The sequence below is a fragment of the Mesorhizobium sp. RCAM 05099 genome (assembly GCF_059683685.1).
In genome coordinates this window covers 3102117-3128225 of the sequence record NZ_CM185035.1, presented here as the reverse complement: position 1 = coordinate 3128225, position 26109 = coordinate 3102117, and the positions used below count along the sequence as shown (strand labels likewise).

The 26109-nt window shown below is 63.2% G+C and carries 22 protein-coding genes and 1 pseudogene; 1 reads left to right on the top strand and 22 read right to left on the bottom strand.

Translation table 11 applies throughout. The features are described 5' to 3' along the window. Positions 1-280 precede the first annotated feature (280 nt). The 3 genes from AC56QQ_RS15360 to proS are packed head-to-tail and all read right to left on the bottom strand — an operon-like array spanning position 281 to position 3581. A complete protein-coding gene (locus tag AC56QQ_RS15360; protein ID WP_256751256.1) occupies positions 281-973 on the bottom strand; it encodes an ABC transporter ATP-binding protein in 693 nt (230 codons plus the stop codon). Next, positions 970-2256 carry a lipoprotein-releasing ABC transporter permease subunit gene (locus AC56QQ_RS15355; protein ID WP_497128343.1) on the bottom strand — a complete coding sequence of 429 codons (1287 nt, stop codon included), beginning with the start codon at positions 2254-2256 and terminating at the stop codon, positions 970-972. Before AC56QQ_RS15355 ends, AC56QQ_RS15360 begins: the two co-directional genes overlap by 4 nt. Continuing rightward, complete coding sequence (gene proS, locus AC56QQ_RS15350) at positions 2253-3581, bottom strand: proline--tRNA ligase (RefSeq protein WP_497128340.1); 1329 nt, start codon at positions 3579-3581, stop codon at positions 2253-2255. Before proS ends, AC56QQ_RS15355 begins: the two co-directional genes overlap by 4 nt. Before the next feature lie 217 nt (positions 3582-3798). On the opposite strand from proS, the gene AC56QQ_RS15345 reads away from it, so the two are divergent. Continuing rightward, entirely contained in the window at positions 3799-6312 is a 2514-nt protein-coding gene (locus AC56QQ_RS15345) for a caspase family protein (protein WP_497128337.1), read from the top strand. A 503-nt stretch (positions 6313-6815) separates the two neighbouring features. Here AC56QQ_RS15345 and AC56QQ_RS15340 read toward each other — a convergent pair. From AC56QQ_RS15340 to AC56QQ_RS15250, 19 genes and pseudogenes are all read right to left on the bottom strand, one after another. Then, the gene (locus tag AC56QQ_RS15340; protein WP_489861976.1) at positions 6816-7100 is read right to left on the bottom strand and encodes a DUF1467 family protein; all 285 of its coding nucleotides are present in this window, start codon (positions 7098-7100) and stop codon (positions 6816-6818) included. After that, positions 7097-7501 (bottom strand): methylmalonyl-CoA epimerase, encoded by a 405-nt coding sequence (gene mce / locus AC56QQ_RS15335; protein WP_489861977.1) that lies wholly within the window; start codon positions 7499-7501, stop codon positions 7097-7099. Before mce ends, AC56QQ_RS15340 begins: the two co-directional genes overlap by 4 nt. 50 nt (positions 7502-7551) lie before the next feature. Continuing rightward, a complete protein-coding gene (locus AC56QQ_RS15330) occupies positions 7552-9222 on the bottom strand; it encodes a ribonuclease J (protein WP_489861978.1) in 1671 nt (556 codons plus the stop codon). A gap of 34 nt (positions 9223-9256) precedes the next feature. Further along, a complete protein-coding gene (locus tag AC56QQ_RS15325; RefSeq protein WP_489861979.1) occupies positions 9257-10078 on the bottom strand; it encodes a biotin--[acetyl-CoA-carboxylase] ligase in 822 nt (273 codons plus the stop codon). Between the two features lie 5 nt (positions 10079-10083). Further along, a complete protein-coding gene (nuoN, locus tag AC56QQ_RS15320; protein WP_497128334.1) occupies positions 10084-11520 on the bottom strand; it encodes an NADH-quinone oxidoreductase subunit NuoN in 1437 nt (478 codons plus the stop codon). An 18-nt stretch (positions 11521-11538) separates the two neighbouring features. Then, complete coding sequence (locus AC56QQ_RS15315) at positions 11539-13044, bottom strand: NADH-quinone oxidoreductase subunit M (RefSeq protein ID WP_489861981.1); 1506 nt, start codon at positions 13042-13044, stop codon at positions 11539-11541. Next, positions 13044-15017: an NADH-quinone oxidoreductase subunit L gene (gene nuoL, locus AC56QQ_RS15310; RefSeq protein WP_497128332.1), complete on the bottom strand. Its 1974-nt coding sequence runs from the start codon at positions 15015-15017 to the stop codon at positions 13044-13046. Before nuoL ends, AC56QQ_RS15315 begins: the two co-directional genes overlap by 1 nt. A gap of 10 nt (positions 15018-15027) precedes the next feature. Then, a complete protein-coding gene (gene nuoK, locus AC56QQ_RS15305; RefSeq protein WP_091575549.1) occupies positions 15028-15336 on the bottom strand; it encodes an NADH-quinone oxidoreductase subunit NuoK in 309 nt (102 codons plus the stop codon). A 1-nt stretch (position 15337) separates the two neighbouring features. Continuing rightward, on the bottom strand, positions 15338-15958 hold the full coding sequence (locus tag AC56QQ_RS15300) for an NADH-quinone oxidoreductase subunit J (protein WP_497128329.1): 621 nt from the start codon (positions 15956-15958) through the stop codon (positions 15338-15340). A gap of 126 nt (positions 15959-16084) precedes the next feature. Further along, positions 16085-16576, bottom strand: coding sequence for an NADH-quinone oxidoreductase subunit NuoI (nuoI, locus tag AC56QQ_RS15295; protein ID WP_023812382.1), 492 nt, complete (start codon positions 16574-16576; stop codon positions 16085-16087). After that, on the bottom strand, positions 16576-17619 hold the full coding sequence (gene nuoH, locus AC56QQ_RS15290; RefSeq protein WP_497128327.1) for an NADH-quinone oxidoreductase subunit NuoH: 1044 nt from the start codon (positions 17617-17619) through the stop codon (positions 16576-16578). The genes nuoI and nuoH overlap by 1 nt, the downstream gene beginning before the upstream one ends. A 2-nt stretch (positions 17620-17621) precedes the next feature. Next, positions 17622-19703, bottom strand: coding sequence for an NADH-quinone oxidoreductase subunit NuoG (gene nuoG, locus AC56QQ_RS15285; protein WP_497128325.1), 2082 nt, complete (start codon positions 19701-19703; stop codon positions 17622-17624). A 73-nt stretch (positions 19704-19776) separates the two neighbouring features. Further along, positions 19777-20473: pseudogene (locus AC56QQ_RS15280) on the bottom strand (helix-hairpin-helix domain-containing protein). A 78-nt stretch (positions 20474-20551) separates the two neighbouring features. Next, positions 20552-21856 (bottom strand): NADH-quinone oxidoreductase subunit NuoF, encoded by a 1305-nt coding sequence (nuoF, locus tag AC56QQ_RS15275; RefSeq protein ID WP_091575553.1) that lies wholly within the window; start codon positions 21854-21856, stop codon positions 20552-20554. A 10-nt stretch (positions 21857-21866) separates the two neighbouring features. Continuing rightward, positions 21867-23165 carry an NADH-quinone oxidoreductase subunit E gene (locus AC56QQ_RS15270; RefSeq protein ID WP_497128323.1) on the bottom strand — a complete coding sequence of 433 codons (1299 nt, stop codon included), beginning with the start codon at positions 23163-23165 and terminating at the stop codon, positions 21867-21869. Next, the gene (locus tag AC56QQ_RS15265) at positions 23166-24356 is read right to left on the bottom strand and encodes an NADH-quinone oxidoreductase subunit D (protein ID WP_497128320.1); all 1191 of its coding nucleotides are present in this window, start codon (positions 24354-24356) and stop codon (positions 23166-23168) included. Positions 24357-24365: 9 nt separating this feature from the next. After that, the gene (locus AC56QQ_RS15260) at positions 24366-24971 is read right to left on the bottom strand and encodes an NADH-quinone oxidoreductase subunit C (protein ID WP_091575556.1); all 606 of its coding nucleotides are present in this window, start codon (positions 24969-24971) and stop codon (positions 24366-24368) included. Positions 24972-24975: 4 nt separating this feature from the next. Further along, positions 24976-25557 carry a NuoB/complex I 20 kDa subunit family protein gene (locus AC56QQ_RS15255; RefSeq protein WP_227346756.1) on the bottom strand — a complete coding sequence of 194 codons (582 nt, stop codon included), beginning with the start codon at positions 25555-25557 and terminating at the stop codon, positions 24976-24978. After that, positions 25548-25913: an NADH-quinone oxidoreductase subunit A gene (locus AC56QQ_RS15250; protein ID WP_010910112.1), complete on the bottom strand. Its 366-nt coding sequence runs from the start codon at positions 25911-25913 to the stop codon at positions 25548-25550. Before AC56QQ_RS15250 ends, AC56QQ_RS15255 begins: the two co-directional genes overlap by 10 nt. Between the last annotated feature and the right edge of the window lie 196 nt (positions 25914-26109).

Sequence of the window (26109 nt, the reverse complement as noted above, 5' to 3'; positions counted from 1 at the left end):
TCGCCATGGAAATGAGAAAGGTGCTCATGCAGACCAGCGAGACGACATCCTGAACCAGATCGGTCATAACTCTCTCCTGTTGTTGATATGTTCTCAATTTGTTCTAATTTTGTGCTATTGTCAACGACCAGAATCCGGCCGCATCCGGAATTTCCGGCGATCAGATCGGCAGGGTTAAGGAAAGGTTGACGGGCGTGCGGCGAGCACCCGGTGGAGCGCAAACACGCTCTTGTGGCGGACTATCGATCGATGAGCCCGCGGGATATGGCGAGACTGAAGATCAGCCCGAGCCGAGGGGCACGACCTTGCCGTCGGCAAGCGTGACGCGCCGGTCCATGCGCGAGGCCAGTTCGTGATTGTGGGTGGCGATCAGCGCCGCGAGGCCCGATTGCTTGACCAGTGCGCCCAGTGCGTCGAACACATAGGAGGCGGTGACCGGGTCGAGATTGCCTGTCGGCTCGTCCGCCAGCAGCACCAGCGGTGCGTTGGCAACCGCACGCGCGATGGCAACGCGTTGCTGCTCACCGCCGGAGAGTTCGGATGGCCGGTGCGACGCGCGCTTGCCGATCTGCATGTAGTCGAGCAGCTGCGCCGCGCGCTCGGCCGCCTCCTTGCGCGGCAGCCCCTTGATGAGCTGCGGCATCATGATGTTTTCCAGCGCCGTGAACTCCGGCAGCAGGTGATGGAACTGGTAGACGAAGCCGACATCGTTGCGGCGGATCGACGTGCGTTCGTCGTCGGAGAGCCGTCCGCAGGCGCGACCGGCCAGGATCACGTCGCCGGCGTCGGGGCGCTCCAGCAGACCCGCGGTATGCAGCAGCGTGGACTTGCCGCTACCGGACGGCGCCACCAGCGCCACCATCTCGCCGCGCTTCAGCGAGAAATCGGCGCCGTTGAGAATGGTGAGCTTGCGCGGCCCCTGGACGTAGTGCCGCTCAACGCTCTTCAGCTCGATAATGGCCTCGGCCATCATTCATACCTCAAGGCTTCGACGGGATCGAGCCGGGCGGCCCGCCACGCCGGAAACACCGTTGCCGGGAAGGACAACCCGAGCGCCATGATGACGACGTAGGTGGTCTCGCGCGGATCCATCTTCGCCGGCAACTGGCTGAGGAAGTAAAGCTCGGGGTTGAACAGCACCTTGCCGGTCATCCAGGAGAAGAACTGGCGGATCGATTCGATGTTGGTGCAGATGACGATGCCGAGCAGGACGCCGGCGAGCGTGCCTGTCACGCCGATTGCAGCTCCCGTCATCAGGAAGATGCGCAGGATGGCCCCTCGGGTAGCGCCCATGGTGCGCAGGATGGCGATGTCGTGCCCCTTGTCCTTCACCAGCATGATGAGGCCGGAAATAATGTTGAGCGCCGCCACCAGCACGATCAGCGTCAGGATCATGAACATGACGTTGCGCTCGACCTGCAGGGCGGAAAAGAAGGTCTCGTTGCGCTGGCGCCAGTCGACGAGGTCGATCGGCCGCTGCGCCGCCTCCTCCACCTTCGGCTTCAGCGCGTCGACATCGTCGGGATTGTTGACATAGATCTCGATCGTCTGCGCCCGGCCGTCCATGTTGAAATAGAGCTGCGCTTCCGAAAACGGCATGTAGACGATCGAGCTGTCATACTCCGACATGCCGACTTCGAAGATCGCGGTGATCGGATAGCCCTTCATGCGCGGCGTGGTGCCCAGCGGCGTCACGTCACCGTCCGGCGAGATCAAGGTGATGGTGTCGCCAAGCGCCAGGCCGAGATTCTCGGCCATGCGCTTGCCGATGGCGACGCCCTCGCCCGTGTCGAAACCGGCGATCGAACCCTGCTTGATGTTGCCGGCGACGATGGCGATCTTGCCCAGATCCTCGCCGCGTATGCCGCGCACCAGCGCGCCGGTGCCGCCACCGACATTGCCTTGCGCCAGCACCTGGCCGTCGATCAGCGGGATGGCGTATTTGACGCCGGGCACGCCATTGATGCGGCCGGCGACCTGCGCATAGTCCTCAAGCGGCGAATCGAGCGGCTGCACGATCAGATGGCCGTTGACGCCGAGGATGCGCGTCAACAGCTCCGCCCTGAAGCCGTTCATCACCGCCATGACCACGATCAGCGTGGCGACCCCCAGCATGATGCCGAGAAAGGAGATCGAGGCGATCACCGAAATCACCGTCTCCTTGCGCCGCGAGCGCAGATAGCGCCATGCGACCATGCGCTCGAAGATGGAAAAGGGTCCGGCGCCCACCGGTCTTGCCGCCACCGCCTCGCTCATGCGGCGACACCGAAGCGCTGTTTCACGGCGGCGACCGGCAGCGTCTCGCGCTCGCCGGTCTTGCGATTCTTGATCTCGATCTCGCCAGCGGCCACGCCGCGGGGCCCGACGATCACTTGCCACGGCAGGCCGATCAGATCGGCGGTGGCGAACTTTCCGCCGGGCCGCTGGTCGGTGTCGTCGTAGAGCACGTCCTTGCCGGCGGCAACGAAAGCGGCATGCAGTTCGTCGCAGACCCGGTCGCACTCGGCGTCGCCCGCCTTCATGTTGATCAGCCCGATGTCGAACGGCGCCACCGCTTCCGGCCAGATGATGCCGTTGTCGTCATGGCTGGCTTCGATGATCGCAGCCACCAGCCGCGACGGCCCGATGCCGTAGGAGCCCCCGGACACGAAATGATCCTTGCCGTCGGGCCCGGTCACCTTGGCTCCCATCGGCTTGGAATATTTGTCGCCGAAATGGAAGATGTGGCCGACCTCGATGCCGCGCGCCGAAACCTTGTCGTTTTCGCCGATCTTTTCCCAGGCCGCCTCGTCATGCATCTCGTCGGTGGCGGCGTAGGGCGTCGTCCACGTCTTGACGATGTCGCCGATCTCGGCGTCGTTGGCGAAGTCGGTAGTCTCGCCGGGCACATCGAGCGAAAGATAGTCGCGATGGCAGAAGACCTGGCTCTCGCCGGTGTCGGCGAGGATGATGAATTCGTGGCTGAGATCGCCGCCGATCGGCCCCGTGTCGGCCCGCATCGGAATCGCCTGCAGCCCCATGCGCGTGAAAGTCCTGAGATAGGACACGAACATGCGGTTATAGGCCGCCTTTGCGCCCTCGAAGTCGAGATCGAAGGAATAGGCATCCTTCATCAGGAATTCTCTGCTGCGCATGACGCCGAAGCGCGGCCGCACTTCGTCGCGGAACTTCCACTGGATGTGGTAGAGATTGAGCGGCAGGTCCTTGTAGGATTTCACGTAGGCGCGCACGATCTCGGTGACCACTTCCTCATTGGTCGGACCGTAAAGCATGTCGCGGTCCTGGCGATCCTTGATGCGCAGCATCTCCTTGCCATAGTCGTCATAGCGACCGCTTTCGCGCCACAGATCGGCCGATTGAATGGTCGGCATCAGGATTTCCAGCGCACCGGCGCGGTTCTGCTCCTCGCGGATGATGCGGCAGACCTTGTCCAGCACCCGCTTGCCGAGTGGCAACCACGAAAAACTGCCTTGCCCCTGCTGGCGGATCATGCCGGCGCGAAGCATCAACCGGTGCGAGACAATTTCGGCCTCGCGCGGATTTTCTTTGAGTATAGGCAGGAAATAGCGCGACAAACGCATGGACTGTTCCGTGAGAGAGGATGGTCCCGCCGGAATCGGCGCGACGCAGGCTGCTTGCCCCGGCTTCATAGCCATTTCATGACGGAATGGAAACCCGGCGAAGGCGGCACATCGATGCCTTCGCGCCTGCAATCGTTCAGTTCCCGGATCTTGTCGCGCCCGGCTTGCTTGCGCTGACAAGCCGTGGGAGTCTGTCAGTTGCGGGTGGATTGGATCATTGCGTTTTTACCTGGCAATCATCCTGGCGATCTTTTTCGTCTCGGCGGCCCATGCCGAGCGGCGGGTCGCGCTCATTCTGGCGGCCGACGACTACCGGAATGTCCGTCCGCTGAAAAACGCGGTAAACGACAGCCGCACGATCGAATCCGCGCTGAAAAAGCTCGGCTTCGACGTCACCACCGAAGCGAACCGTGACTTGAAGCGTATGCGCCGGGCGCTGGAGGACTTTCGCGACGATGCGGCCGGCGCGGATGTCGCGCTGATCTATTTCTCCGGTCATGGCGTCGAGATCGCGGGCGACAACCGGCTTCTGCCGGTCGATGCCGATCCGTCTTCGCTGGATCGATTGAAGGCCACAACCCTTCCGCTAGAAGAGGTGCGTGAGACAGTGACCGCGGTCGGCAAGATCGGCCTCGTGGTGCTCGATGCGTGCCGCAACGATCCTTTTGGCCAATCCGGGGGCAGCGAATCCGGAGACAGCAAATCTGGCGAAGGGCGCGGCGTGCTGTCCATCGCGCCAGAGGTAAAAGCCGAGGCCAAGCCGGGGCTGGGACGCATGGGCCGGGCGGAAAACGTGCTGTTCGCCTTCTCCGCGGCGCCCGGACAGACGGCGTCTGACGGCGCATCTGGCAACTCCGAATTTTCCGCCGCATTGGCCAAGTTCCTGCCCACGGACGGGCTGGAAATACGCTCCGTGCTGACGCTGGTGCAGCAACAGGTCTACGACCTGTCGCGCGGCAAACAGCTTCCCTATGTCGAGAGCGGCTTGCCGCAGCTTTTCTTCGCCGCACAGGCCAGCAAGGACGCCCTGCCCGAGCGCGATCGGCTGCTGCTCGCCATGGCCGACGTCACGCCGGACTTGCGCGTCGAGGTCGAGGCGGTGGCGGCCAACGCCGACATGCCGCTAGCGCCGCTATACGCCGCGCTTATCACCTCCGACGGCAAGGCGATGGAGCCAAGGCAGCGCCAACAGAAACTCCAGGAAGCGGCCGACGCTTTCACAAAAGTCAGGGCCGATCTGCGCAACTTCGCCTCCTCCGATCCGCAGGTGACGGCGCTGCGCCAACAGGCCGAAGCGCAATTGGCACTTGGCTCATTCGACGAGGCACGCGCGCTGCTTGGCAAGGCGGCGGATATCGACGGCAAGTCGCGCGACGATCTGAAAACCCGATTCATCGAACGTACGCTATCAGAGGCAACGACGCATTATCTCGCCGGCGGCGCTTCGCGGGCGCAACTGCGTTACGACCTCGCCATTGAGGACTACCGCAAGGCCGTGGCGCTCTACGCTGATGTCGAGGGTTTCCACATACCGGACGACGCGCGCTACCAGCAGACACTGTCCTGGGAACTGATCGGCACGCTGGAAACGACTGTCGGCCATTTGCAGGAAGCCGGCAAAGCCTTTGATTCCATGGTCCAGTCCGCCGAGAAACGCGCGGCTGCCGAGCCCGACAAGATCGACCACCAGCGCGACCTTGCCGTGGCCCAGAACAAGGTGGCCGACGTCAAGAAGGCGATGGGCGATACCGCCGGCGCGATCGCGCTTTACGCGCAGGCGCTCGCCACGATGAAGGCGATCCTCGAAAAGGAGCCTACGCTTGGCTATCTGCGCGACTACGCCGTCTGCTTCAACCGCATCGGCGATGCCATGCGGGGTTCGGGCGACGGACCCGGCGCGCTGGCGAATTATCGTTCAGCGCTCAAGGTTGCCGAATTCCTGGTCGAGAAAGCGCCAGACGATGATGGCTTTCGGCGCGACCTTTCCGTCAGCCATTCCAAGGTCGGGCTGGCGCTCAGGCTGACCAACGACCTGGAAGGCTCGATCGCCGAATATGAGGTGTCCTTGCAGATCACCGAGGCGCTGGCGAAGAAGATGCCGGACGACGCCGAACTGCAGCGAGACATCACCGTCAGCCTCACCGCTATCGGCGACCTGCAGCGGCTGACCGGGCACAACGAAAAAGCTTTCGAGCCCTACCAGCGCAGCGTCGATATCGCGCGGAAGCTGGTGGCGCGGGATCCCGGCAACACACTGTGGCGGCGTGACCTCGAGCTTGCGCTGGGCAAGGTGGCCGACGCTCACGCCGAGGCTGGCGACCTCGATGGAGCGCTCTCCAACCGCCGTTCCGGACAGGCCATCGCGGAATATCTGGCCGAACTCGATCCCGACAATGCCGAATGGCAGCGCGATCTCGCGGTTGGCCACAACCGGATCGGCGACGTGCTGATGAGCAAGGGGGACAAAATCGGCGCGGCAGCCGAGTACCAGGCCGGTTTCGTGATCGCCAATACGCAGTCGCAAGCCGATCCGGGCAATGCCCAGCGCACGGTCGATGCCGCCTACAGCCGCTATAAGCTGGCTGTAGCTGGCGTTGACCCGTCGACAAATCTCAAGGCCGCGCTGGCCATGCTAACCGGCCTGAAATCGGAGGGACGCCTCCCGGGTGCCAACGAAGGCTGGATCGGCATGGTCGAGAAAGCGATGGCTGAGGCCGGCTTCGCAAAGTAGGTTCCAGCCGACCGTGCGAGAGAGCCCAGCCTCTTCGGGCTGGGCGCTCCAATTCTTTACGCGCGCCAATTCAGGAAGGGTGGTAAAAGCTCGCCGACCCTATTGGTCGTTTCCCAAGCAACGCCTGCCGCACTATTGTGCAGTGCAGCACGAGAATGCCCGTTTCAAGGCAAAATTCTTCGTGACATTTTCATTCGCGTTAGGCTAATGTGCCCTGATAACCGAGAGGGTAGAAAAAAATCTGCTCTCCTACGCGGTCAAAGTCTTGGGAGGATGCGATCTAGGCGCGGTTACTCGCTGCCACCGGAAACCGGAAACAGATCGGACGCGTTTAAATTGCAAGGCCTTGTGCCTTGCATTTTTTTTGTGCAATCACCTGCTTAGCGCAACGAGTCGCCAAACCACTTTACCCTGCGTCAGCACCCGTCGAACCGGAAGAACGGTACAGCGTCCCAGAGCGAAGCCCTCGGCTCCACCATACAGAAATGCCGTCCTCAGACGGCCTATTTTGCTGGAGTCTGGCCGAAGTCCGGCACGATGTGCGGGATGTCGTTGAGGCTGTATCCCAGCCCATGCGTCAGGCCGTAGAAAATGCCCATCAGAACCGCCGTGGCGATGGTGGTGCGCACCACGGCGCGCAGCATATGGGGACCGCGCGGCGCGCTTGGAACCGTGCCCAGCGTCACGTCATGATCCTCATCCTGCGTTCTGATGCTGAACGGCAGCACGGCAAACAGCACCACCCACCAGGTCGCGAAGAACAGCGCGGTGAACGAAACCCAGCTCATGATTGCTCCAGTTCGATCAACGTGCCGAAGAAATCCTTCGGGTGCAGGAACAACACCGGCTTGCCATGGGCGCCGGTCTTCGGGTTGCCGTCGCCCAGCACGCGGGCGCCGGAAGCCTTGAGCTGGTCGCGCGCGGCCAGGATATCGGCGACCTCATAGCAAAGATGATGCATGCCGCCGGAAGGGTTCTTGTCGAGGAAGGCGGCGATCGGCGAGCCCTCGCCCAACGGCTCGAGAAGTTCGATCTTGGTGTTGCCGACATTGACGAAAACCACGGTGACGCCGTGCTCCGGCAGCGCCTGCGGCTCGGTGACTTCGGCACCGAGCGTATTGCGATAGGCGGCAACCGCCGCGGCCAGGTCCGGCACGGCAAGCGCGACATGATTCAGGCGTCCGAGCATAGGGTGCTCCGTGGAAAGTCAGGGGAGGAGCAGGGCCTACTCCCTCTTCCTCACCTCGTGACGAACACCGTCACCAGTGGTTTCTTGCCCCAGGCTTCGTTGGCCGCACCGCGCACCGCGCGCCGTACGGCTTCCTGCACGAGGTCGAGGTCTTTTCGGCGCTGACGGGGGATAGAGTCCACCGCGCCGATTGCCGCATCGATCATCAGGTCCTCGAGCGTCTCGCCGCCGGCGTCGGCCTCGGCAACGCCAATGGCCACCAGATCGGGATCGCCGGCGAGCTCGTACTTCTCGTCGAGCACGACATTGACCGCGACATGGCCGGCGAAGGAGAGCTTGCGCCGGTCGCGAATGCCCATCGCCTGGTCGGTGCCGATCAGCCTGCCGTCCTTGTAGATGCGGCCGAACGGCACCTGGTCGATGATGGTGGCAGGGCCAGGGGCAAGCCTCAGCATGTCGCCGTCGCGCACTTGCGCCACCTGGCCTATGCCTGAGGTCGACATCAGCGACCCCTGCGCCACCAGATGCGCCGCTTCGCCATGCACCGGCACGCCGATCTGCGGCCGCACCCACTCATACATCTTGCGCAATTCGCTGCGGCGCGGATGGCCGGAGACATGCACCAATGCGTCGCCATCCTCGATGATCTTGATGCCGAGATCGATCAGGCGGTTCTTGATCTCGAGGATCGCTTTCTCGTTGCCGGGAATGGTGCGCGAGGAAAACACCACCGTGTCGCCAGCCGTCAGCGACACCGATTTCATCTCGTCGCGTGACAGCTTGGCAAGGGCCGCCAGCGGCTCGCCCTGGCTGCCGGTGCAGATGATGACGAGGTTTTCGCGCGGGACGAAGCCGAAATCCTCTTCGGCGATGAACTCCGGCAGCCCGTCCATGTAGCCGAGCTCGTCGGCCACATCGATGACCCGCTTCAGCGAGCGGCCAAGCACCAGGCACTGGCGGCCAGCATCGCGCGCCGCCTTGGCAATGGAGACAATGCGCCCGACATTGGAGGAGAATGTGGTGACGGCGACACGGCCCTTGGCGGCCTGAATGACGCCCTTGAGGCCTTCGCCGACGGCCACTTCCGAAGGCGACTCGCCTTCCCTCATCGCATTGGTCGAATCGCAGATCAGCGCCAGGACGCCCTTGTCGCCATAGGCGCGGAAGCGCGCCTCGTCGGTCTTCGGACCGATCGTCGGTTCGGGATCGATCTTCCAGTCGCCGGTATGGATGACGGTGCCGGCAGGCGTGGTGATCGCCAGCGACATCGGCTCGGGGATCGAGTGCGCGACCGGAATGGCTTCGATCTCGAAGGGGCCGACGGTGAATTTCTCCCCTGCCCGATAGATCGTCAGCGGGATTTTCGGCGCGCCATGCTCGCCTTGCCGCTTGGCTTCCAGCAAGCCGGCGCTGAACGGCGTCATCCACACCGGCGCCTTCAGCTTCGGCCAGGTGTCGAGCAACGCGCCATAGTGGTCTTCGTGCGCATGGGTGATGATGATGCCGCGCAGATTGGCGAGATTCTCTTCGATGAAACGCGTGTCGGGCAGCACCAGGTCGACGCCAGGCAGGCTGGCATCGGGAAAGGTCACGCCGACATCGATGACGATCCACTCGCGCGCGCTCGGCGGACCGTAGCCGTAGAGAGCGAAGTTCATACCGATCTCGCCGACGCCGCCGAGCGGCACGAAGACGAGTTCGGCGTTTTCCGCTTTCGCCATGATTTTTTCCTTCCTGGCCCTCAGGCCAAGCCCGTTAGATCCGGGCAGACGCGACCGCGCCGAAATGCACGTCGCCGGCGGCGATCGTCAGAACCGAACCTTCATCGTCGCGGATCACGAAACGGCAGTCCTCGTCAATGGTTTCAAACACCCCACGCACCACATTACCGTCAATTCTGACAGCAACCTCGCCGCCGAGCCCCGCTGCGCGAGCCAGCCAGCGTCGCCTGACAGCGGCAAGTCCGCGCCCCTCATCCCACAGCCTGGCATTCTCGCTCCAGGCATCCGATAGCGCCAGGAACAGCGTTTCGGCATCGCATGTCGCGCCCAATGCATTGAGCGAAGTCGCGGGATAAGGCAAATCCTCGGGATAAGCCACCACATTGACGCCGATGCCGACCGCCACCGCGAAGCGGCCGCCTTCCAGTATCGCCGATTCCAGCAGGATGCCGGCCAGCTTGGCGCCCGAGGCAAGCACGTCATTCGGCCATTTCAGCTCGAACCGGTTTTTGCCCGCGCTTGCACCATCGAGGCCGATGGCGATCCGGCCCTTCGGGACGACGGCGTCGAGCGCATCGGCAAGCGCCAGGCCGGCGACAAAGCCGAGCGTCGCGGCAAGGCGAAGCTCGGCACTGGTGATGACAAGCAGCGTCGCCGCCAGATTGCCTTCGGGCGTCGCCCACACGCGGCCGCGGCGGCCGCGCCCGCTTTCCTGCCTCTTGGAAACGACCCACAATTTGCCCGAGTCGCCCGCCCTTGCGTGGTCCAGCGCCAGCGCATTGGTGGAGCCGACGCTGTCATGCGCCTCGAGCCGGAACCCTTCCGACGCAGAGGTAGGAGCCAGCCGAAATCCCATGCCGGCTAGAAAAAGGTCTTGGCGGCGGCTTCGGCATAGGTGCCGATCGGACCGCCGATCAGCACATAGAACAGCACGAAGGCGCCGGAGACGCCGAGCACGAGGCGCAGTTCACTGGCCATCGGCACGAAGCCGCCGACCGGTTCGTCAAACCACATGATCTTGATGATGCGCAGATAGTAGTAGGCGCCCACCACGGAGGCCAGCACGCCAATGATCGCAAGCGCGTAGAGATGAGCGTTGATGGCGGCGAGGAACACGTACCATTTCCCCCAGAAGCCGGCGAGCGGCGGAATGCCGGCCAGCGAGAACATCAGGATGGTGAGGATCGTCGCCATGATCGGATTGGTCGACGACAGGCCGGCCAGATCGCTGATCTGCTCGACATTGCCTTCCTTGCGCCGCATGGCGAGGATGAAGGCGAAGGTGCCGAGCGTCATCACCAGGTAGATCAGCATGTAGATGGCAACGCCGCGCACGCCGGCCTGGCTGTTGGCGGCAAGACCGACCAGCGCGTATCCCATGTGGCCGATGGAGGAATAGGCCATCAGCCGCTTGATGTTGGTCTGGCCGATGGCGGCGAATGCGCCGAGCGCCATCGAGGCGATCGAAATGAAGACGATGATCTGCTGCCAGTCGGCGGCGATCGGCTTGAACGCCCCCATGGTGACGCGCACCATCAGTGCCATCGCCGCCATCTTGGGTGCCGCCGCCGGGAAGGCCGTCACCGGCGTCGGCGCGCCCTCATAGACGTCGGGCGTCCACATATGGAACGGCACCGCCGAGATCTTGAAGGCGAGGCCGGCCAGCACGAAGACGAGGCCGAAGACGAGACCAAGCTGGCGCTCGCCGCTGCCCAGCGCCGTGGCGATCTCCTGGAAACCGGTGTTGCCGGTGTAACCATAGATCAGGCTGATGCCATAGAGCAGCATGCCCGACGACAGCGCGCCGAGAACGAAATACTTCAGGCCGGCCTCGGTCGAACGCAGATTGTCGCGGTTGATCGCCGCCAGCACATAGATCGCCAGCGATTGCAGTTCGAGGCCGAGATAGAGCCCGATCATGCCATTGGCCGAAATCATCAGCATCATGCCGAGCGTGCAAAGCAGGATCAGCACCGGATATTCGAACTTGTCGAAATGCTCCGTCTTGGCAAAGCGCATCGACATGACCAGCGTCACAGCCGAGCCGATCAGGGCCAGCACCTTCATGAAACGGGCGAAGGAATCCTGGATGAAGGCGTTACCATAGGCGCTGCCCTGCCCCGTGGAAAAGATCAGCCAGGCGCCAGCGATCACCAGCACGGCGACGGCAAGGCCGGTCACGGTGTTGGCGGTGTTGGCCCGCGAATAGGCACCGACCATCAGCAGCGCCAGCGCGCCGATGGCAAGGATCAGCTCTGGCGTCGAAAGCGACAGGCTGGAGAGAAGGTCCGGCGTCATGGTTCGCAAAACCCCTGGTCAGTTCGCCGCCGCGGTCTGCGCGGCGCCGATGGATGCAGTGACATTGGTGACGAGCGACTTGACCGATTCGGCCGTCGCGTCGAAGACCGGTGCGGGATAGACGCCGAAGAAGATGACCAGCACGACGAGCGGATAGATGATGACCTTCTCGCGCGTCGACAGGTCGAGCAGGCCCTTCAGGCTGTCCTTGGTCAAGGCGCCGAAGATCACCCGGCGATAGAGCCACAACGCGTAGGCGGCCGACAGGATGACGCCGGTGGCGGCGAAGAACGCCACCCAGGTGTTGACCCGGAACACGCCGAGCATTGTCAGGAACTCGCCGATGAAGCCGCTGGTGCCGGGTAGACCGACATTGGCCATGGTGAAGATCAGGAACACGGTGGCGTATTTCGGCATGTTGTTGACCAGCCCGCCATAGGCGGCGATCTCACGCGTGTGCATGCGGTCATAGATGACACCGACGCACAGGAACAGCGCGCCGGAGACGAGGCCGTGGCTGAGCATCTGGAAGATCGCGCCCTGCACGCCTTCCTGGTTCATCGCGAAGATGCCCATGGTGACGAAGCCCATATGGGCCACCGACGAATAGGCGATCAGCTTCTTCATGTCCTCCTGCATCAGCGCCACCAGCGAGGTGTAGATGATGGCGACGATCGACAGCGCGAAGACCAGAGGCGCGAACATTTCGGAAGCCAGCGGAAACATCGGCAGCGAGAAGCGAAGGAAGCCATACCCGCCCATCTTCAAGAGGATGGCGGCCAGGATGACCGAACCGGCGGTCGGCGCCTCGACGTGAGCATCGGGCAGCCAGGTATGCACCGGCCACATCGGCATCTTCACCGCGAAGGAGGCGAAGAAGGCGAGCCACAGCCAGGTCTGCATGTTGGCCGGGAAGTTGTGCGTCAACAGCGTCGGAATGTCCGTCGTCCCGGACTGATAGAACATCGCCATGATGGCGAGCAGCATCAGCACCGAGCCGGCCAGCGTATAGAGGAAGAACTTGAACGAGGCATAGACGCGTCGCTTGCCACCCCACACGCCGATGATGATGAACATCGGGATCAGGCCGGCTTCGAAGAAGACGTAGAACAGCACGATATCCAGCGCGCAGAACACGCCGATCATCAGCGTCTCGAGCAGCAGGAAGGCGATCATGTAAGCCTTGACGCGCTTCTCGATCGATTCCCACGACGCCAGGATGCAGAGCGGCATCAGGAACGTCGTCAGGATGACGAACAGCATGGAGATGCCGTCGACGCCCATGTGGTAGGAGATGCCGGAATCGAGCCAGGCGACCTTCTCGACGAACTGGAAGCCCGACTGCGAATTGTCGAAGCCGGTCCAGATGAACAGCGAGATGATGAACGTGAACGTCGTCGTCAACAACGCGATGGCGCGGATGTTGCGGCGCGCGTTTTCACTGTCATCGTTGATGAACAGGATGAGCAGCACACCAACCAGCGGCAGGAAGGTGACCAGCGAGAGGATTGGCCAGGCGGTCATCAGAGCATCATCCAGGTGACGAGTGCGGCAACGCCGATCAGCATGGCGAAGGCATAGTGGTAAAGGTAGCCGGTCTGCAGCTTGACGACGCGGTTGGTGACATCGACGACACGTGCCGAAATGCCATCCGGACCAAGACCGTCAATGACGGTGCCGTCGCCGGTCTTCCACAGGAAATGGCCGAGGCGCTTGGCGGGCCGCACGAACAGGAAGTCGTAGAGCTCGTCGAAATACCATTTGTTGAGCAGGAAGGCGTAGAGCCCGCGATGCTGCGCCGCGAGGTTCACCGGCATTTCCGGCGAGCGGATGTAGAACTTCCAGGCCAGCGCGAAGCCGATCAGCATGGCGATGAAGGGCGACAGCTCGACCCACAGCGGCAGTTCGTGGATCTCGTGCAGGATGTGGTTGTCCGGCAGAGTGAACAGCGACGCCTTCCAGAATTCGGCATAGCCCTCGCCGATGAAGGCGCCGTGGAAAATGATGCCGGCAAACAGCGCGCCGGCGGCCAGGATGAACAGCGGTACCAGCATCACCGGCGGCGATTCATGGACGTGGTGCATCACCTCGTGGCTTGCCCGCGGCTCGCCGTGGAAGGTCATGAAGATCAGCCGCCAGGAGTAGAAGGAGGTGAAGCAGGCGGCGATGACCAGGGCCACGAAGGCGAGGCCGGCAACCGAATTGTGGCCGGCAAAGGCGCTCTCGATGATGGCATCCTTGGAGAAGAAGCCGGCGGTGCCGATGACCGTCACCGGAATGCCGACGCCAGTCAGCGCCAGCGTGCCGATCACCATCATCCAGTAGGTGGTCGGGATCAGCTTCCGCAGGCCGCCCATCTTGCGCATGTCCTGCTCGTCGGAGACGGCATGGATCACCGAGCCCGAGCCGAGGAACAGCAGCGCCTTGAAGAAGGCATGCGTGAACAGGTGGAAGATCGCGGCGCCATAGGCGCCGACGCCGAGCGCCACGAACATGTAGCCGAGCTGCGAGCAGGTCGAATAGGCGATGACGCGCTTGATGTCGTTCTGGACGAGACCGACGGTCGCGGCAAAGAAGGCGGTGAAGGCGCCGATGAAGGTCACGACCGTCAGCGCCGAATGCGACAGCTCGAACAGCGGCGACAGGCGCGCCAGCATGAACACGCCGGCCGTCACCATGGTGGCGGCATGGATCAGCGCGGACACCGGCGTCGGGCCCTCCATGGCGTCCGGCAGCCAGGTGTGCAGCGGCACCTGCGCCGACTTGCCCATCGCGCCCATGAACAGCAGCAGGCAGACGACGGTCATTGCCGCCTGCTTGTCCAGCGCATGGCCAAGGAAGGTCAGCACGGCAGCACCCTGCGGGGCGCCTTCGGCGGGGATGAACGTCGCCGCATTGGCGAAGATGGTGCCGAGGTTGACCGAGCCGAACAGCACGAAGAGGCCGAATATGCCAAGCGCGAAGCCGAAATCGCCGACGCGGTTGACGACGAAGGCCTTGATGGCGGCGGCGTTGGCCGACGGCTTCTTGTACCAGAAACCGATCAGCAGGTAGGAGGCGAGGCCCACCCCTTCCCAGCCGAAGAACATCTGCACCAGATTGTCAGCCGTCACCAGCATCAGCATGGCGAAGGTGAACAGCGACAGATAGGCGAAGAAGCGCGGCCGGTTCGGATCGTGGTGCATGTAGCCGATCGAATAGATGTGAACCAGCGCCGACACGGTGTTGACCACCACCAGCATCACCACCGTCAGCGTGTCGATCCTGAGCGCCCAGGATGCTTCGAGCCCGCCGGACTGGATCCAGCGCAGCACCGGCACGGTGAACACCTCGCCATGGCCGAAGCCGACGCTGAAGAAAGCGATCCACGACAGCACCGCCGCGATCACAAGGAAACCGGAGGTAATGTATTCGGACGCCTTGGCGCCGAGCGACGTGCCGAACAGGCCGACGATCAGGAAGCCAAGCAGTGGAAGGAAGACGATGGCCTGATACATGGTGGTTCCGTCAACCCTTCATCATGTTCACGTCTTCGACCGCGATCGAGCCGCGGTTGCGGAAGAAGACGACGAGAATGGCAAGTCCGATGGCAGCCTCGGCCGCCGCGACCGTCAGCACGAACAGAGCGAACACCTGGCCGACCAGATCGCCGAGCGAGGCCGAGAACGCGACGAAATTGATGTTGACCGCAAGCAGGATCAGCTCGATCGACATCAGGATGACGATGACGTTCTTGCGGTTGAGGAAGATGCCGAACACGCCGAGCGTGAACAGGATCGCCGATACGGTCAGATAATGCGCGATGCCGACAACCATCTCAGAGTCCCTCGCCCGTCTTGACCTTGCGGATTTCCATGCCGGTCGCCGGCGTACGGCCGACCTGGGCTGCGATCGACTGCCGCTTGACCCCTTCCTTGTGGCGCAGCGTCAGCACGATGGCGCCGATCATGGCGACCAGCAGGATGAGGCCCGAAATCTGGAAGTAGTAGAGGTAGTCCGTATAGAGGATATCGCCGAGGGCGGCCGTGTTCGAACGCGTTGCGAGATCCGGGATGGGTTTCGAGACCGTCGAGGCGAGCTGCGGCGCGAATGTATAGCCGCCGAGCACGACAATCAGCTCCGCCGCCAGGATCAGCCCGACCAGCGCGCCGATCGGCGCGTATTGCAGGGCACCGCTCTTCAGTTCGGCGAAATCGACGTCGAGCATCATGACGACGAACAGGAACAGCACCATCACCGCGCCGACATAGACGACGAGCAGGATCATCGCCAGGAACTCGGCGCCCGTCAGCATGAAAAGGCCGGCGGCGTTGAAGAAGGTCAGGATCAGGAACAGCACCGAATGCACGGGGTTGCGCGACGAAATGACCATGAACGCCGCCGCCACCGCGATAAAGGCGAAGAGGTAGAAAAAGGCCGCCTCTAGTCCACTCAACATGGGGTTCCCCCGGGTTCCTGTCCGGACGGGCTCTCACCCTGTCCGCTTCTTTGGCCTGGTCCCGCCTCGGGTTCCAAGCCGCGTTGTCCTTAGACGAGGCCCCTCGCCCCGTCCATGCGTCAAATATCAGCGATACGGCGAGTCCAGCGAGATGTTGCGCGCCAGTTCGCGCTCCCACCGGTCGCCATTCGCCAACAGCTTGTCCTTGTCGTAGTAGAGTTCCTCGCGCGTCTCCGTCGCGAATTCGAAATTCGGCCCTTCGACGATGGCGTCGACCGGGCAGGCTTCCTGGCAGAAGCCGCAATAGATGCACTTCACCATGTCGATATCGTAGCGCACCGTGCGGCGGGTGCCGTCATTGCGGCGCGGACCGGCCTCGATGGTGATCGCCTGTGCCGGGCAGATCGCCTCGCACAGCTTGCAGGCAATGCAACGCTCCTCGCCGTTGGGATAGCGGCGCAGCGCGTGCTCGCCACGGAAGCGCGGGCTGGTCGGCCCCTTCTCGTGCGGATAGTTGATCGTCTCCTTCGGCGCGAAGAACTGGCGCATCGACAGGAAGAAGGCGCTGACGAAATCCTGCAGCAGCAGGGATTTTGCGGCTTGGGACAGAGCGGACATCACGCAAACCCCGTGATCTTGAGGAAGGCTGCGGTGGCGACCACCATGAACAGCGAGATCGGCAGGAACACTTTCCAGCCGAGCCGCATCAGCTGGTCGTAGCGATAGCGCGGCACGAACGCCTTCACCATGGAAATGCCGAAGAACACGAAGCATAGCTTCAGCACGAACCAGATGACGCCGGGCACCCAGGTGAACGGCGCGAAGTCGAAGGGCGGCAGCCAGCCGCCGAGGAACAGGATGGTGGCCAGCGCGCACATCAGCACGATGGCGACATATTCGCCGAGGAAGAACAGCAGGAACGGCGTGGACGAATATTCGACCATGTGGCCGGCGACCAGCTCCGATTCGGCTTCGACCAGGTCGAAAGGCGGCCGGTTCGTCTCGGCCAGCGCCGAGATGAAGAAGATGATGAACATCGGGAACAGCGACAGCCAGTTCCAGTCGAGGAAGGTGTTGGGCAGGCCAAGTCGCGTGCCAAGCCCGTCATGCTGCGACAGCACGATGTCGGACAGGTTGAGCGAGCCGGCGGTGAGCAGAACCGTGACGATGACGAAGCCGATCGAGACTTCGTAGGACACCATCTGCGCCGCGGAACGCAGCGCGCCGAGGAATGGATATTTTGAATTGGACGCCCAGCCGCCCATGATCACGCCATAGACCTCGAGCGAGGAGATGGCGAAGACATAGAGGATGCCGACATTGATGTTGGCGATCGCCCAGCCCTGACTGACCGGAATGACTGCCCAGGCCGAGATCGCCAGCACTGCGGACACCAGCGGTGCCAGCAGGAAGACACCCTTGTTGGCGCCGGACGGGATGATCGGTTCCTTGAAGACGAACTTCAGCAGGTCGGCGAAGGCTTGCAGCGTGCCCCAGGGGCCGACGACGTTGGGACCGCGGCGCAATTGCACCGCCGCCCATATCTTGCGGTCGGCGTAGAGGATGTAGGCGACGAAGACCAGCAGCACGACGATCAGCACGACCGACTTGAGCAGGATCAGCAGCGCCGGCAGCACGTAAAAGGAGAAGAAAGTGTCCATGCTTATTCCGCCGCCTGCTTGAAGCCGCTCTTGGCCAGCGCCGAACATTCCGCCATCACGGCCGATGCCCGCGCGATCGGGTTGGTCAGGTAGAAATCCTTGACCGGCGAGGTGAACGTGCCCTTGTTCAGCCGCCCGCCGAGCTTCGCCACCCTGGCGATGTCCTCGGCATTACCGGCCGCGACCTGATCGATGCGGGCCAGATGCGGATACTCGCCGTAAAGCTTGGCGCGCAGCTGCGGCAGCGAATCGAATGGCAGCTTCTTGCCCAGCACATCCGACAGCGCCCTGATGATCGCCCAGTCTTCGCGAGCATCGCCGGGTGCGAAGCCGGCGCGATTGGTCTGCTGCACGCGCCCTTCCGTGTTGACATAGGTGCCCGATTTTTCGGTGTAGGCAGCGCCCGGCAGAATGACGTTGGCGCGGTGCGCACCGGCGTCGCCATGGGTGCCGATATAGACGACGAAGGCGCCGCCGGTCTTGCCCATGTCGATCTCGTCGGCGCCGAGCAGGAACAGCACGTCCATCTCGCCCAGCATGCCGGCAACGCTCTTGCCGCCCTCGCCCGGCACGAAGCCGAGATCAAGACCGCCGACGCGTCCAGCCGCGTTGTGCAGCACGGCAAAGCCGTTCCAGTCCGCCCGTGCGGCGTTGACGGCGCCGGCGAGTCTCGCCGCCTGGCCGAGCACGGCGGCGCCATCGGCGCGCGCCAAAGCGCCCTGGCCGACGATGATCAGCGGATGCGTCGCCTTCTTCAACGTCTGGAAGAACTTGCCATTGCCGTCGGCCAGATCCTTGAGCGAATCCGGCCCGGCACCCAGCTGTTCATACTCGTAGCGCGTGTCGCCGATATCGCCGATGACGCCGACCGGCAGGTTGCCGACCCGCCAGCGCTTGCGGATGCGGGCATTCAGCACGGAGGCTTCATAGCGCGGATTGGCGCCGATGATCAGCACCGCGTCGGCCTGCTCGATGCCTTCGATGGTCGGGTTGAAGATGTAGCTGGCCCGGCCGAGCGACGGATCGAGCGCCGCGCCATCCTGGCGACAGTCGGTGTTCTTCGAACCAAGCGAAGCCATCAGCAGCTTCAGCGCATAGATTTCCTCGACCGCGGCGAGATCGCCTGAAATGGCGCCGATCTTGTCGGGTGCCGCCTTCGACACCGCGTCCTTGATCGCGGCAAAAGCCTCGGCCCAGCTCGCGGGAACCAGCTTGCCATCCTTGCGCACATAGGGGCGGTCGAGGCGCTGCGTGCGCAGTCCGTCCCAGATGAAGCGGGTCTTGTCGGAGATCCACTCCTCGTTCACCTGCTCGTTGACGCGCGGCAGGATGCGCATCACTTCGCGGCCTCTGCTGTCGACGCGGATCGCCGAACCGACGGCGTCCATCACGTCGATGGATTCGGTCTTGGTCAGCTCCCACGGCCGCGCCCGGAAAGCGAAGGGCTTCGAGGTCAGCGCGCCGACGGGGCAAAGGTCGATGACGTTGCCCTGCAGCTCCGAGGTCATCGCCTGTTCGAGATAGGTTGTGATCTCGGCATCCTCGCCACGGCCGATCAGGCCGAGCTCGGAGATGCCGGCGACCTCGGTGGTGAAGCGGACGCAGCGCGTGCAATGGATGCAGCGGTTCATTACCGTCTTGACCAGCGGGCCGATATACTTGTCTTCGACCGCGCGCTTGTTCTCGTGATAGCGCGAGGAATCGACGCCGAAGGCCATCGCCTGGTCCTGCAGATCGCACTCGCCGCCCTGGTCGCAGATCGGGCAATCCAGCGGATGATTGATCAGCAGGAATTCCATCACGCCTTCGCGGGCCTTCTTGACCATCGGCGTGTTAGTGAAGATTTCCGGCGGCTCGCCATTCGGGCCCGGACGCAGGTCGCGCACGCCCATGGCGCAGGATGCCTGCGGCTTGGGCGGCCCGCCCTTCACCTCGATCAGGCACATGCGGCAGTTGCCGGCGATCGACAGCCGCTCATGGAAGCAGAAGCGCGGCACTTCCGCGCCTGCGTCCTCGGCCGCCTGCAGCAGCGTATAGTGGTCGGGTACAGTGATCTCTTTCCCGTCGACCTTGAGCTTTGCCATTCGCCTCAAACCCCTGCGGATTTCCCGCAATCTCTTTTTCCGGGCGCGATCGAAACCGCGTACCGCATTTCATTCACTTCTTGACGGCGAGCGCCGCCGCTTGGGCAGTCCAATCGTCGCGGCTGATGCGGCCGGAGAGCGACAGATAGTCCTCGACCCAGGCAACCTCTTCCTGCGTCCATGCCGCGATCTGGGCATACGTCCAGATGCCGAGACCGTTCAGCACCGTCTCCAGCTTCGGGCCGATGCCCGATATCGCCTTGAGGTCCGAAGGCTTCGCCGGCTTGTCCATGGCCTTGGGCTGCCTGAAATCCTCCGGCATCAAGCTGGCGGGAACCGCGCCCGCTGTCGGGCCGGCATCGACGACTGGCACTGTGTCGGCTGCCTCCACTGGCAACCATGTCGGTCACATCCTGCGCGAAGGACTGGGCTTCGGCGATCAAGGTCTTGGTCGCCGCGCGCGCCTTGGAGGCGCTTCTTTCCATCTCCGACAAGCGCTCGGTGCGCGCCTCGAAGTCGTCGACGATCGGCTGCAGCAGCCGCTGCGAGGCTTCGGCCGCGCCCGAAAGCGCGCCCATCCAGACACCGAAAGCGTGGTTGGCGAGCCCAATGCCGAGCGCCGACATGGCCGCGACACCAGCGACAGGGTGCGCGAGAAGGTTGACGGCGCTCGCCATCTCCTTCGGCATCATCCTAGTCAGATCCTGGTTCATCTTCTCGAGCTGGTCCAAATTGGGCATCAAAGGGTGGGGTGTCGAATACGGCGCCATAGATATCTCCTGGTCGTTTGTTCGTTCGCCCGCCCCGGCTTTCTCGCTTCGGGCTCTCGCCCGCATTCACAAATTCTTCTATTCCGCCGCCACCATCACCGGCTCGGCCCGATGCGCGTTGCGCGAAAACTCGTCGATGCGCCGCTCCACCTCGCCACGGAAATGCCGCATCAGGCCCTGGATCGGCCATGCCGCCGCGTCGCCCAGCGCGCAGATCGTATGGCCTTCAACCTGCTTGGTGACATCGAGCAGCATGTCGATCTCGCGCTTCTGCGCCTCACCGCGCACCAGCCGTTCCATCACCCGCCACATCCAGCCAGTGCCTTCGCGGCACGGCGTGCATTGGCCGCAGCTCTCATGCTTGTAGAAGTAGGAAAGCCGCGCGATCGCCTTCACGACATCGGTCGACTTGTCCATGACGATGACAGCCGCCGTGCCGAGGCCGGACTTGAGGTCGCGCAACGCGTCGAAATCCATCGGCGTGTCGATGATCTGCTCGGCCGGCACCAGCGGCACCGAGGCGCCACCCGGAATGACCGCGAGCAGGTTGTCCCAGCCGCCGCGAATTCCGCCGCAATGCGTCTCGATCAGCTCGCGGAACGGGATCGACATCGCCTCTTCGACCGTGCACGGGTTGTTGACGTGGCCGGAGACGCAGAACAGCTTGGTGCCGACATTGTTCGGCCGGCCGAAGGACGAGAACCAGGCGGCACCGCGACGCAGGATGGTCGGCGCCACCGCGATCGATTCGACATTGTTGACGGTGGTCGGGCAGCCATAGAGGCCGACATTGGCCGGGAATGGCGGCTTCAGCCGGGGCTGGCCCTTCTTGCCTTCCAGGCTTTCGAGCAGCGCCGTCTCCTCGCCACAGATATAGGCGCCGGCGCCGTGATGCATGTAGATGTCGAAGTCGTAGCCGGAGGTATTGTTCTTGCCGATCAGCTTGGCTTCGTAGGCCTCGTCGATGGCCCGCTGCAACGCCTCGCGCTCGCGGATGAACTCGCCGCGCACATAGATGTAGGCGGCAATCGCGCCCATGGCGAAACCGGCGAGCAGCGCACCCTCGACCAGCGTGTGCGGATCATTGCGCAGGATGTCGCGGTCCTTGCAGGTGCCAGGCTCGGATTCGTCGGCATTGATGACGAGGTAGCTCGGCCGGCCGTCGCTCTGCTTTGGCATGAACGACCATTTCAGGCCGGTCGGGAAGCCGGCGCCGCCGCGTCCGCGCAGGCCTGACGCCTTCATCTCGTTGACGATCCAGTCGCGCCCCTTGGCGACGATGCCGGGCGTGTTGTCCCAGGCGCCGCGCGCCATCGCGCCGGCCAGCGACTTGTCGAAGAGGCCGTAGATGTTGGTGAAGATACGGTCTTTGTCCTGGAGCATTTTTCGTCCCTCAGACCGGCTTCTTGCCGAAGACGCGGATGTATTCGGCGACACCGCCCTTGGCGAGCGCCTTGGCCTGCTTGACCCAGTCGTCGCGCTCGATACGGCCTTGGAAAGAGAGGTAGCCGTCCACCCACTCGCGCTCGGCCTTCTTCCACGCCGCGACCTGCGCGAAGGTGAAGATGCCCAGCGTATGCAGGATGCCCTCGATTTTCGGCCCAACGCCGGAGATCAGCTTGAGATCGTCGACCAGCGCCGGCTTGGCGATGCCGGCCGGGCGGTTCTTGTCTTCCAGCGACGGTTTGGCGGCAGCCTTCGCGGCCGGCACCTTGGTTTCCGGTGCCTTGTAGGCGGCGGTAGGCTCGGCCTTGGTCTTGGGCCCATTGCGCTGCTTGGAGACCTGCTCGACCTCTGGAGCGGCCGTGTTGGCATTGGCGGCCGAATGCAGCGGTGCGGCCACACTCGCCGCCTTTTCAGCCGCCGGCGCGACCTTGGTCTTTGACGGCGTCTTCAAGGCCGGGCTGGTTTCCGGGGCGTCGGTCTTTGGCTTGCCGGCATTCGAAGGCGCCGCCGGCGCGGCCGATGCCTGCGCAGCCGGTGCGGCTGCGGCCGGAGCGGTGGCAGCCGCCGGTGCCGCGTCCTTGGCGGCCTTGGTGGCTGCCTTGGCTTCCTTGTCCCGGGTCGACTTGAGGATCGCCTTTTCGCTCTTCAGCGTCGTCAGGCCGGAGGCCGGCTCCGAGCCGGTGCGGCCGTTCTGCGGTCCCGGGGCCACCGAGGCACCCTTGCCGGACTCGTAGAGATCGATGATCTCGGCAAGCCGTTCCGGCGTCAGATCCTCGAACGTGTCCTTGAAGATCATCACCATCGGCGCGTTGACGCAGGCGCCGAGGCATTCGACCTCTTCCCACGACAAGGTGCCCTTGTCGTTGGTGTGGAACTGGTCGTGATGGATCTTGGAGCGGCACACATCCATCAGCGCTTCCGAGCCGCGCAGCATGCAGGGCGTGGTGCCGCAGACCTGGATGTGGGCGCGCGTGCCGACCGGGTTCAACTGGTACTGTGTGTAGAAGGTCGCGACTTCGAGGCCACGGATCCGAGGCATGCCGAGCATGTCCGAAATCGTCTCGATCGCCGCCTTCGTGACCCAGCCTTCCTGCTCCTGCGCCAGCATCAAAAGCGGGATGATCGCCGACTGTTCGCGGCCCTTCGGGTACTTCTTGATCCATTGCTTCGCCGCTGCCGCGTTCGCCCGGTTGAAGACGAAGGATGCTGGCTGGACGCTGGCTTCTGCGAGACGGCGGACTGACATTTAGCGATCGACCTCACCAAACACGATGTCGAGGGAGCCGAGAACGGCGGTGACGTCGGCCAGCATGTGGCCGCGGCAGAGGAAATCCATGGCCTGCAGATGCGCGAAGCCGGGAGCGCGCAGCTTGCAGCGATAGGGCTTGTTGGAGCCATCGGAGACCAGATAGACGCCGAACTCGCCCTTTGGCGCCTCGACGGCGGCATAGACCTCGCCGGCCGGCACGCGGTAGCCCTCGGTGTAGAGCTTGAAGTGATGGATCAGCGCTTCCATCGAGCGCTTCATCGCCTGGCGCTTGGGCGGCACGACTTTGCCGTCGAGGTTGGACACCGGGCCGGTGCTTTCCTTGCCGAGCAGAAGATCGACGCACTGGCGCATGATCTTCGCCGACTGGCGCATTTCTTCCATGCGCACGAGATAACGGTCGTAGCAGTCGCCGTTCTTGCCGATCGGAATGTCGAAGTCCATTTCCGAGTAGCATTCATAGGGCTGCGACTTGCGCAGATCCCAGGGCGCTCCCGAACCGCGAACCATGACGCCGGAAAAGCCCCAGGCCCAGGCATCGGCCAGCGATACGATGCCGATGTCGACATTGCGCTGCTTGAAGATGCGATTGCCGGTCAAAAGCGCGTCGAGGTCGTCGATCGACTTCAGGAACGGGTCGATCCACTTGCCGATGTCCTCGACCAGCTTCTGCGGCAGGTCCTGGTGGACGCCGCCGGGGCGGAAATAGGCGGCATGCATGCGCGAACCGGAGGCGCGCTCATAGAACACCATCAGCTTTTCGCGCTCGACGAAGCCCCACAGCGGCGGCGTCAGCGCGCCCACGTCCATCGCCTGCGTCGTCACATTGAGGATGTGCGACATGATGCGGCCGATTTCGCAATAGAGCACGCGGATCAGCTGGCCGCGCTTCGGCACGTCGATGCCGAGCAGGCGCTCGGCGGCGAGTGCGAAGGCATGCTCCTGGTTCATCGGCGCGCAATAGTCGAGCCGGTCGAGATAGGGCACCGCCTGCAGATAGGTCTTGGCCTCGATCAGCTTTTCCGTGCCGCGGTGCAGCAGCCCGATATGCGGATCGACGCGATCGACGACTTCGCCGTCGAGCTCCAGCACGAGACGCAAAACGCCGTGCGCCGCCGGATGTTGCGGGCCGAAATTGATGTTGAAATTGCGGACGGAGGTTTCAGCCATTCTGGCGCCTCAATTCGTCTTGGCTTTTTCATCGCCCGGCAGGACGTAATCCGTCCCTTCCCAAGGCGAGAGAAAATCGAAATTGCGGAATTCCTGCTTGAGCTCGACCGGCTCGTAGATGACGCGCTTGGCCTCGTCGTCGTAGCGCACTTCGACGAAACCGGTCAGCGGGAAATCCTTGCGCAGCGGATGGCCTTCGAAACCGTAGTCGGTCAACAGGCGGCGCAGGTCTGGATGGCCCGAGAACAGCACGCCATAGAGATCGTAGGTCTCGCGCTCGAACCAGTCGGCGCCGGGATAGACGTCGGTGATCGACGGCACCATCGTCTCCTCGTCGGCCTGCACCTTGACGCGGATGCGGACGTTCTGCTTCGGCGACAACAGGTGATAGACGACGTCGAAGCGCTTGGCCCGCGACGGATAGTCGGCGCCGCAGACGTCGATGATCGAGATGAACTGGCAGCGCGCATCGTCGCGCAGGAAGGTCATCACCTCGACCAGATCGCGCGGCTCGACATGAACGGTGAGTTCGCCATAGGCGATATCAGCGTCATTCACGCGGCCGATCAGCTTCTCGCCGAGATAGGTCGACAGTTCGCTCAGGGATGCGGTCATGGATTTACCGTTCGATCGTGCCGGTGCGGCGGATCTTCTTCTGCAGCAGAAGAATGCCGTAGAGCAGCGCTTCGGCGCTCGGCGGGCAGCCGGGCACATAGATGTCGACCGGCACGATGCGGTCGCAGCCGCGCACCACCGAATAGGAATAGTGGTAGTAGCCGCCGCCATTGGCGCACGAGCCCATCGAGATGACGTAGCGCGGCTCCGGCATCTGGTCGTAGACCTTGCGCAGCGCCGGCGCCATCTTGTTGGTCAGCGTGCCGGCGACGATCATGATGTCGGACTGGCGCGGAGACGCGCGCGGCGCGACGCCGAACCGCTCCGAGTCGTAGCGCGGCATCGAGGTGTGGATCATCTCGACCGCGCAGCAGGCAAGGCCGAAGGTCATGAACATCAGCGAACCGCTGCGCGCCCAGGTGATCAGCGCCTCGGTGGAGGTGACGAGGAAGCCCTTGTCGGCCAACTCATTGTTGATCTCGAGGAAAAAGGGATCGTCCTCCCCCACCGGCCTGCCAGTGTTGGGATCGATCAAGCCCTTGGGCTTCGGCGCGATGAGCGTGCCGGAACTGTCGCTCAATCCCATTCCAGCGCTCCTTTTTTCCATTCATAGGCAAAGCCGATGGTCAGCACCGCCAAAAAGACCATCATCGACCAGAAACCGAGCATGCCGATCTTCGAGAACGACACTGCCCAAGGAAACAGGAAGGCCACTTCCAGATCGAAGATGATGAACAGGATCGACACCAGGTAGAAACGGATGTCGAATTTCATGCGGGCGTCGTCGAACGAGTTGAAGCCGCACTCGTAGGCGGAAAGTTTTTCGGGATCGGGATTGCGGTAGGCCACCAGAAACGGTGCGGCCAGCAGCGCCAGGCCGACAACCAGCGCCACGCCGATGAACAGGACGATGGGCAGGTACGAACTGAGAAGTGCGTTCATGCTCGGCTTTCCGTTGGCGCCAATCCATTTTGATTACAGCACCGGACCCTAATGCGGAAGCGTGACAGTTTAACCGCTGAACCGTTTTAAGGGCCTATGCTGCAACGCGGCGAGGGTTAGCGCAGCACTTCCGGCGAAGCAAGTCAAACCTTGTTCAAAACGCTGACCTGGACGGCATATACGGGGAAACTGGTCC

Bases quoted from the DNA above. Each gene is read 5' to 3' on its own strand.
- AC56QQ_RS15360 (WP_256751256.1), bottom strand. From the start codon at position 973: ATGATGGCCGAGGCCATTATCGAGCTGAAGAGCGTTGAGCGGCACTAC.
- AC56QQ_RS15355 (WP_497128343.1), bottom strand. From the start codon at position 2,256: ATGAGCGAGGCGGTGGCGGCAAGACCGGTGGGCGCCGGACCCTTTTCC.
- proS (WP_497128340.1), bottom strand. From the start codon at position 3,581: ATGCGTTTGTCGCGCTATTTCCTGCCTATACTCAAAGAAAATCCGCGC.
- AC56QQ_RS15340 (WP_489861976.1), bottom strand. From the start codon at position 7,100: ATGAGCTGGGTTTCGTTCACCGCGCTGTTCTTCGCGACCTGGTGGGTG.
- mce (WP_489861977.1), bottom strand. From the start codon at position 7,501: ATGCTCGGACGCCTGAATCATGTCGCGCTTGCCGTGCCGGACCTGGCC.
- AC56QQ_RS15330 (WP_489861978.1), bottom strand. From the start codon at position 9,222: ATGGCGAAAGCGGAAAACGCCGAACTCGTCTTCGTGCCGCTCGGCGGC.
- AC56QQ_RS15325 (WP_489861979.1), bottom strand. From the start codon at position 10,078: ATGGGATTTCGGCTGGCTCCTACCTCTGCGTCGGAAGGGTTCCGGCTC.
- nuoN (WP_497128334.1), bottom strand. From the start codon at position 11,520: ATGACGCCGGACCTTCTCTCCAGCCTGTCGCTTTCGACGCCAGAGCTG.
- AC56QQ_RS15315 (WP_489861981.1), bottom strand. From the start codon at position 13,044: ATGACCGCCTGGCCAATCCTCTCGCTGGTCACCTTCCTGCCGCTGGTT.
- nuoL (WP_497128332.1), bottom strand. From the start codon at position 15,017: ATGTATCAGGCCATCGTCTTCCTTCCACTGCTTGGCTTCCTGATCGTC.
- nuoK (WP_091575549.1), bottom strand. From the start codon at position 15,336: ATGGTTGTCGGCATCGCGCATTATCTGACCGTATCGGCGATCCTGTTC.
- AC56QQ_RS15300 (WP_497128329.1), bottom strand. From the start codon at position 15,958: ATGTTGAGTGGACTAGAGGCGGCCTTTTTCTACCTCTTCGCCTTTATC.
- nuoI (WP_023812382.1), bottom strand. From the start codon at position 16,576: ATGTCCGCTCTGTCCCAAGCCGCAAAATCCCTGCTGCTGCAGGATTTC.
- nuoH (WP_497128327.1), bottom strand. From the start codon at position 17,619: ATGGACACTTTCTTCTCCTTTTACGTGCTGCCGGCGCTGCTGATCCTG.
- nuoG (WP_497128325.1), bottom strand. From the start codon at position 19,703: ATGGCAAAGCTCAAGGTCGACGGGAAAGAGATCACTGTACCCGACCAC.
- nuoF (WP_091575553.1), bottom strand. From the start codon at position 21,856: ATGCTCCAGGACAAAGACCGTATCTTCACCAACATCTACGGCCTCTTC.
- AC56QQ_RS15270 (WP_497128323.1), bottom strand. From the start codon at position 23,165: ATGTCAGTCCGCCGTCTCGCAGAAGCCAGCGTCCAGCCAGCATCCTTC.
- AC56QQ_RS15265 (WP_497128320.1), bottom strand. From the start codon at position 24,356: ATGGCTGAAACCTCCGTCCGCAATTTCAACATCAATTTCGGCCCGCAA.
- AC56QQ_RS15260 (WP_091575556.1), bottom strand. From the start codon at position 24,971: ATGACCGCATCCCTGAGCGAACTGTCGACCTATCTCGGCGAGAAGCTG.
- AC56QQ_RS15255 (WP_227346756.1), bottom strand. From the start codon at position 25,557: ATGGGATTGAGCGACAGTTCCGGCACGCTCATCGCGCCGAAGCCCAAG.
- AC56QQ_RS15250 (WP_010910112.1), bottom strand. From the start codon at position 25,913: ATGAACGCACTTCTCAGTTCGTACCTGCCCATCGTCCTGTTCATCGGC.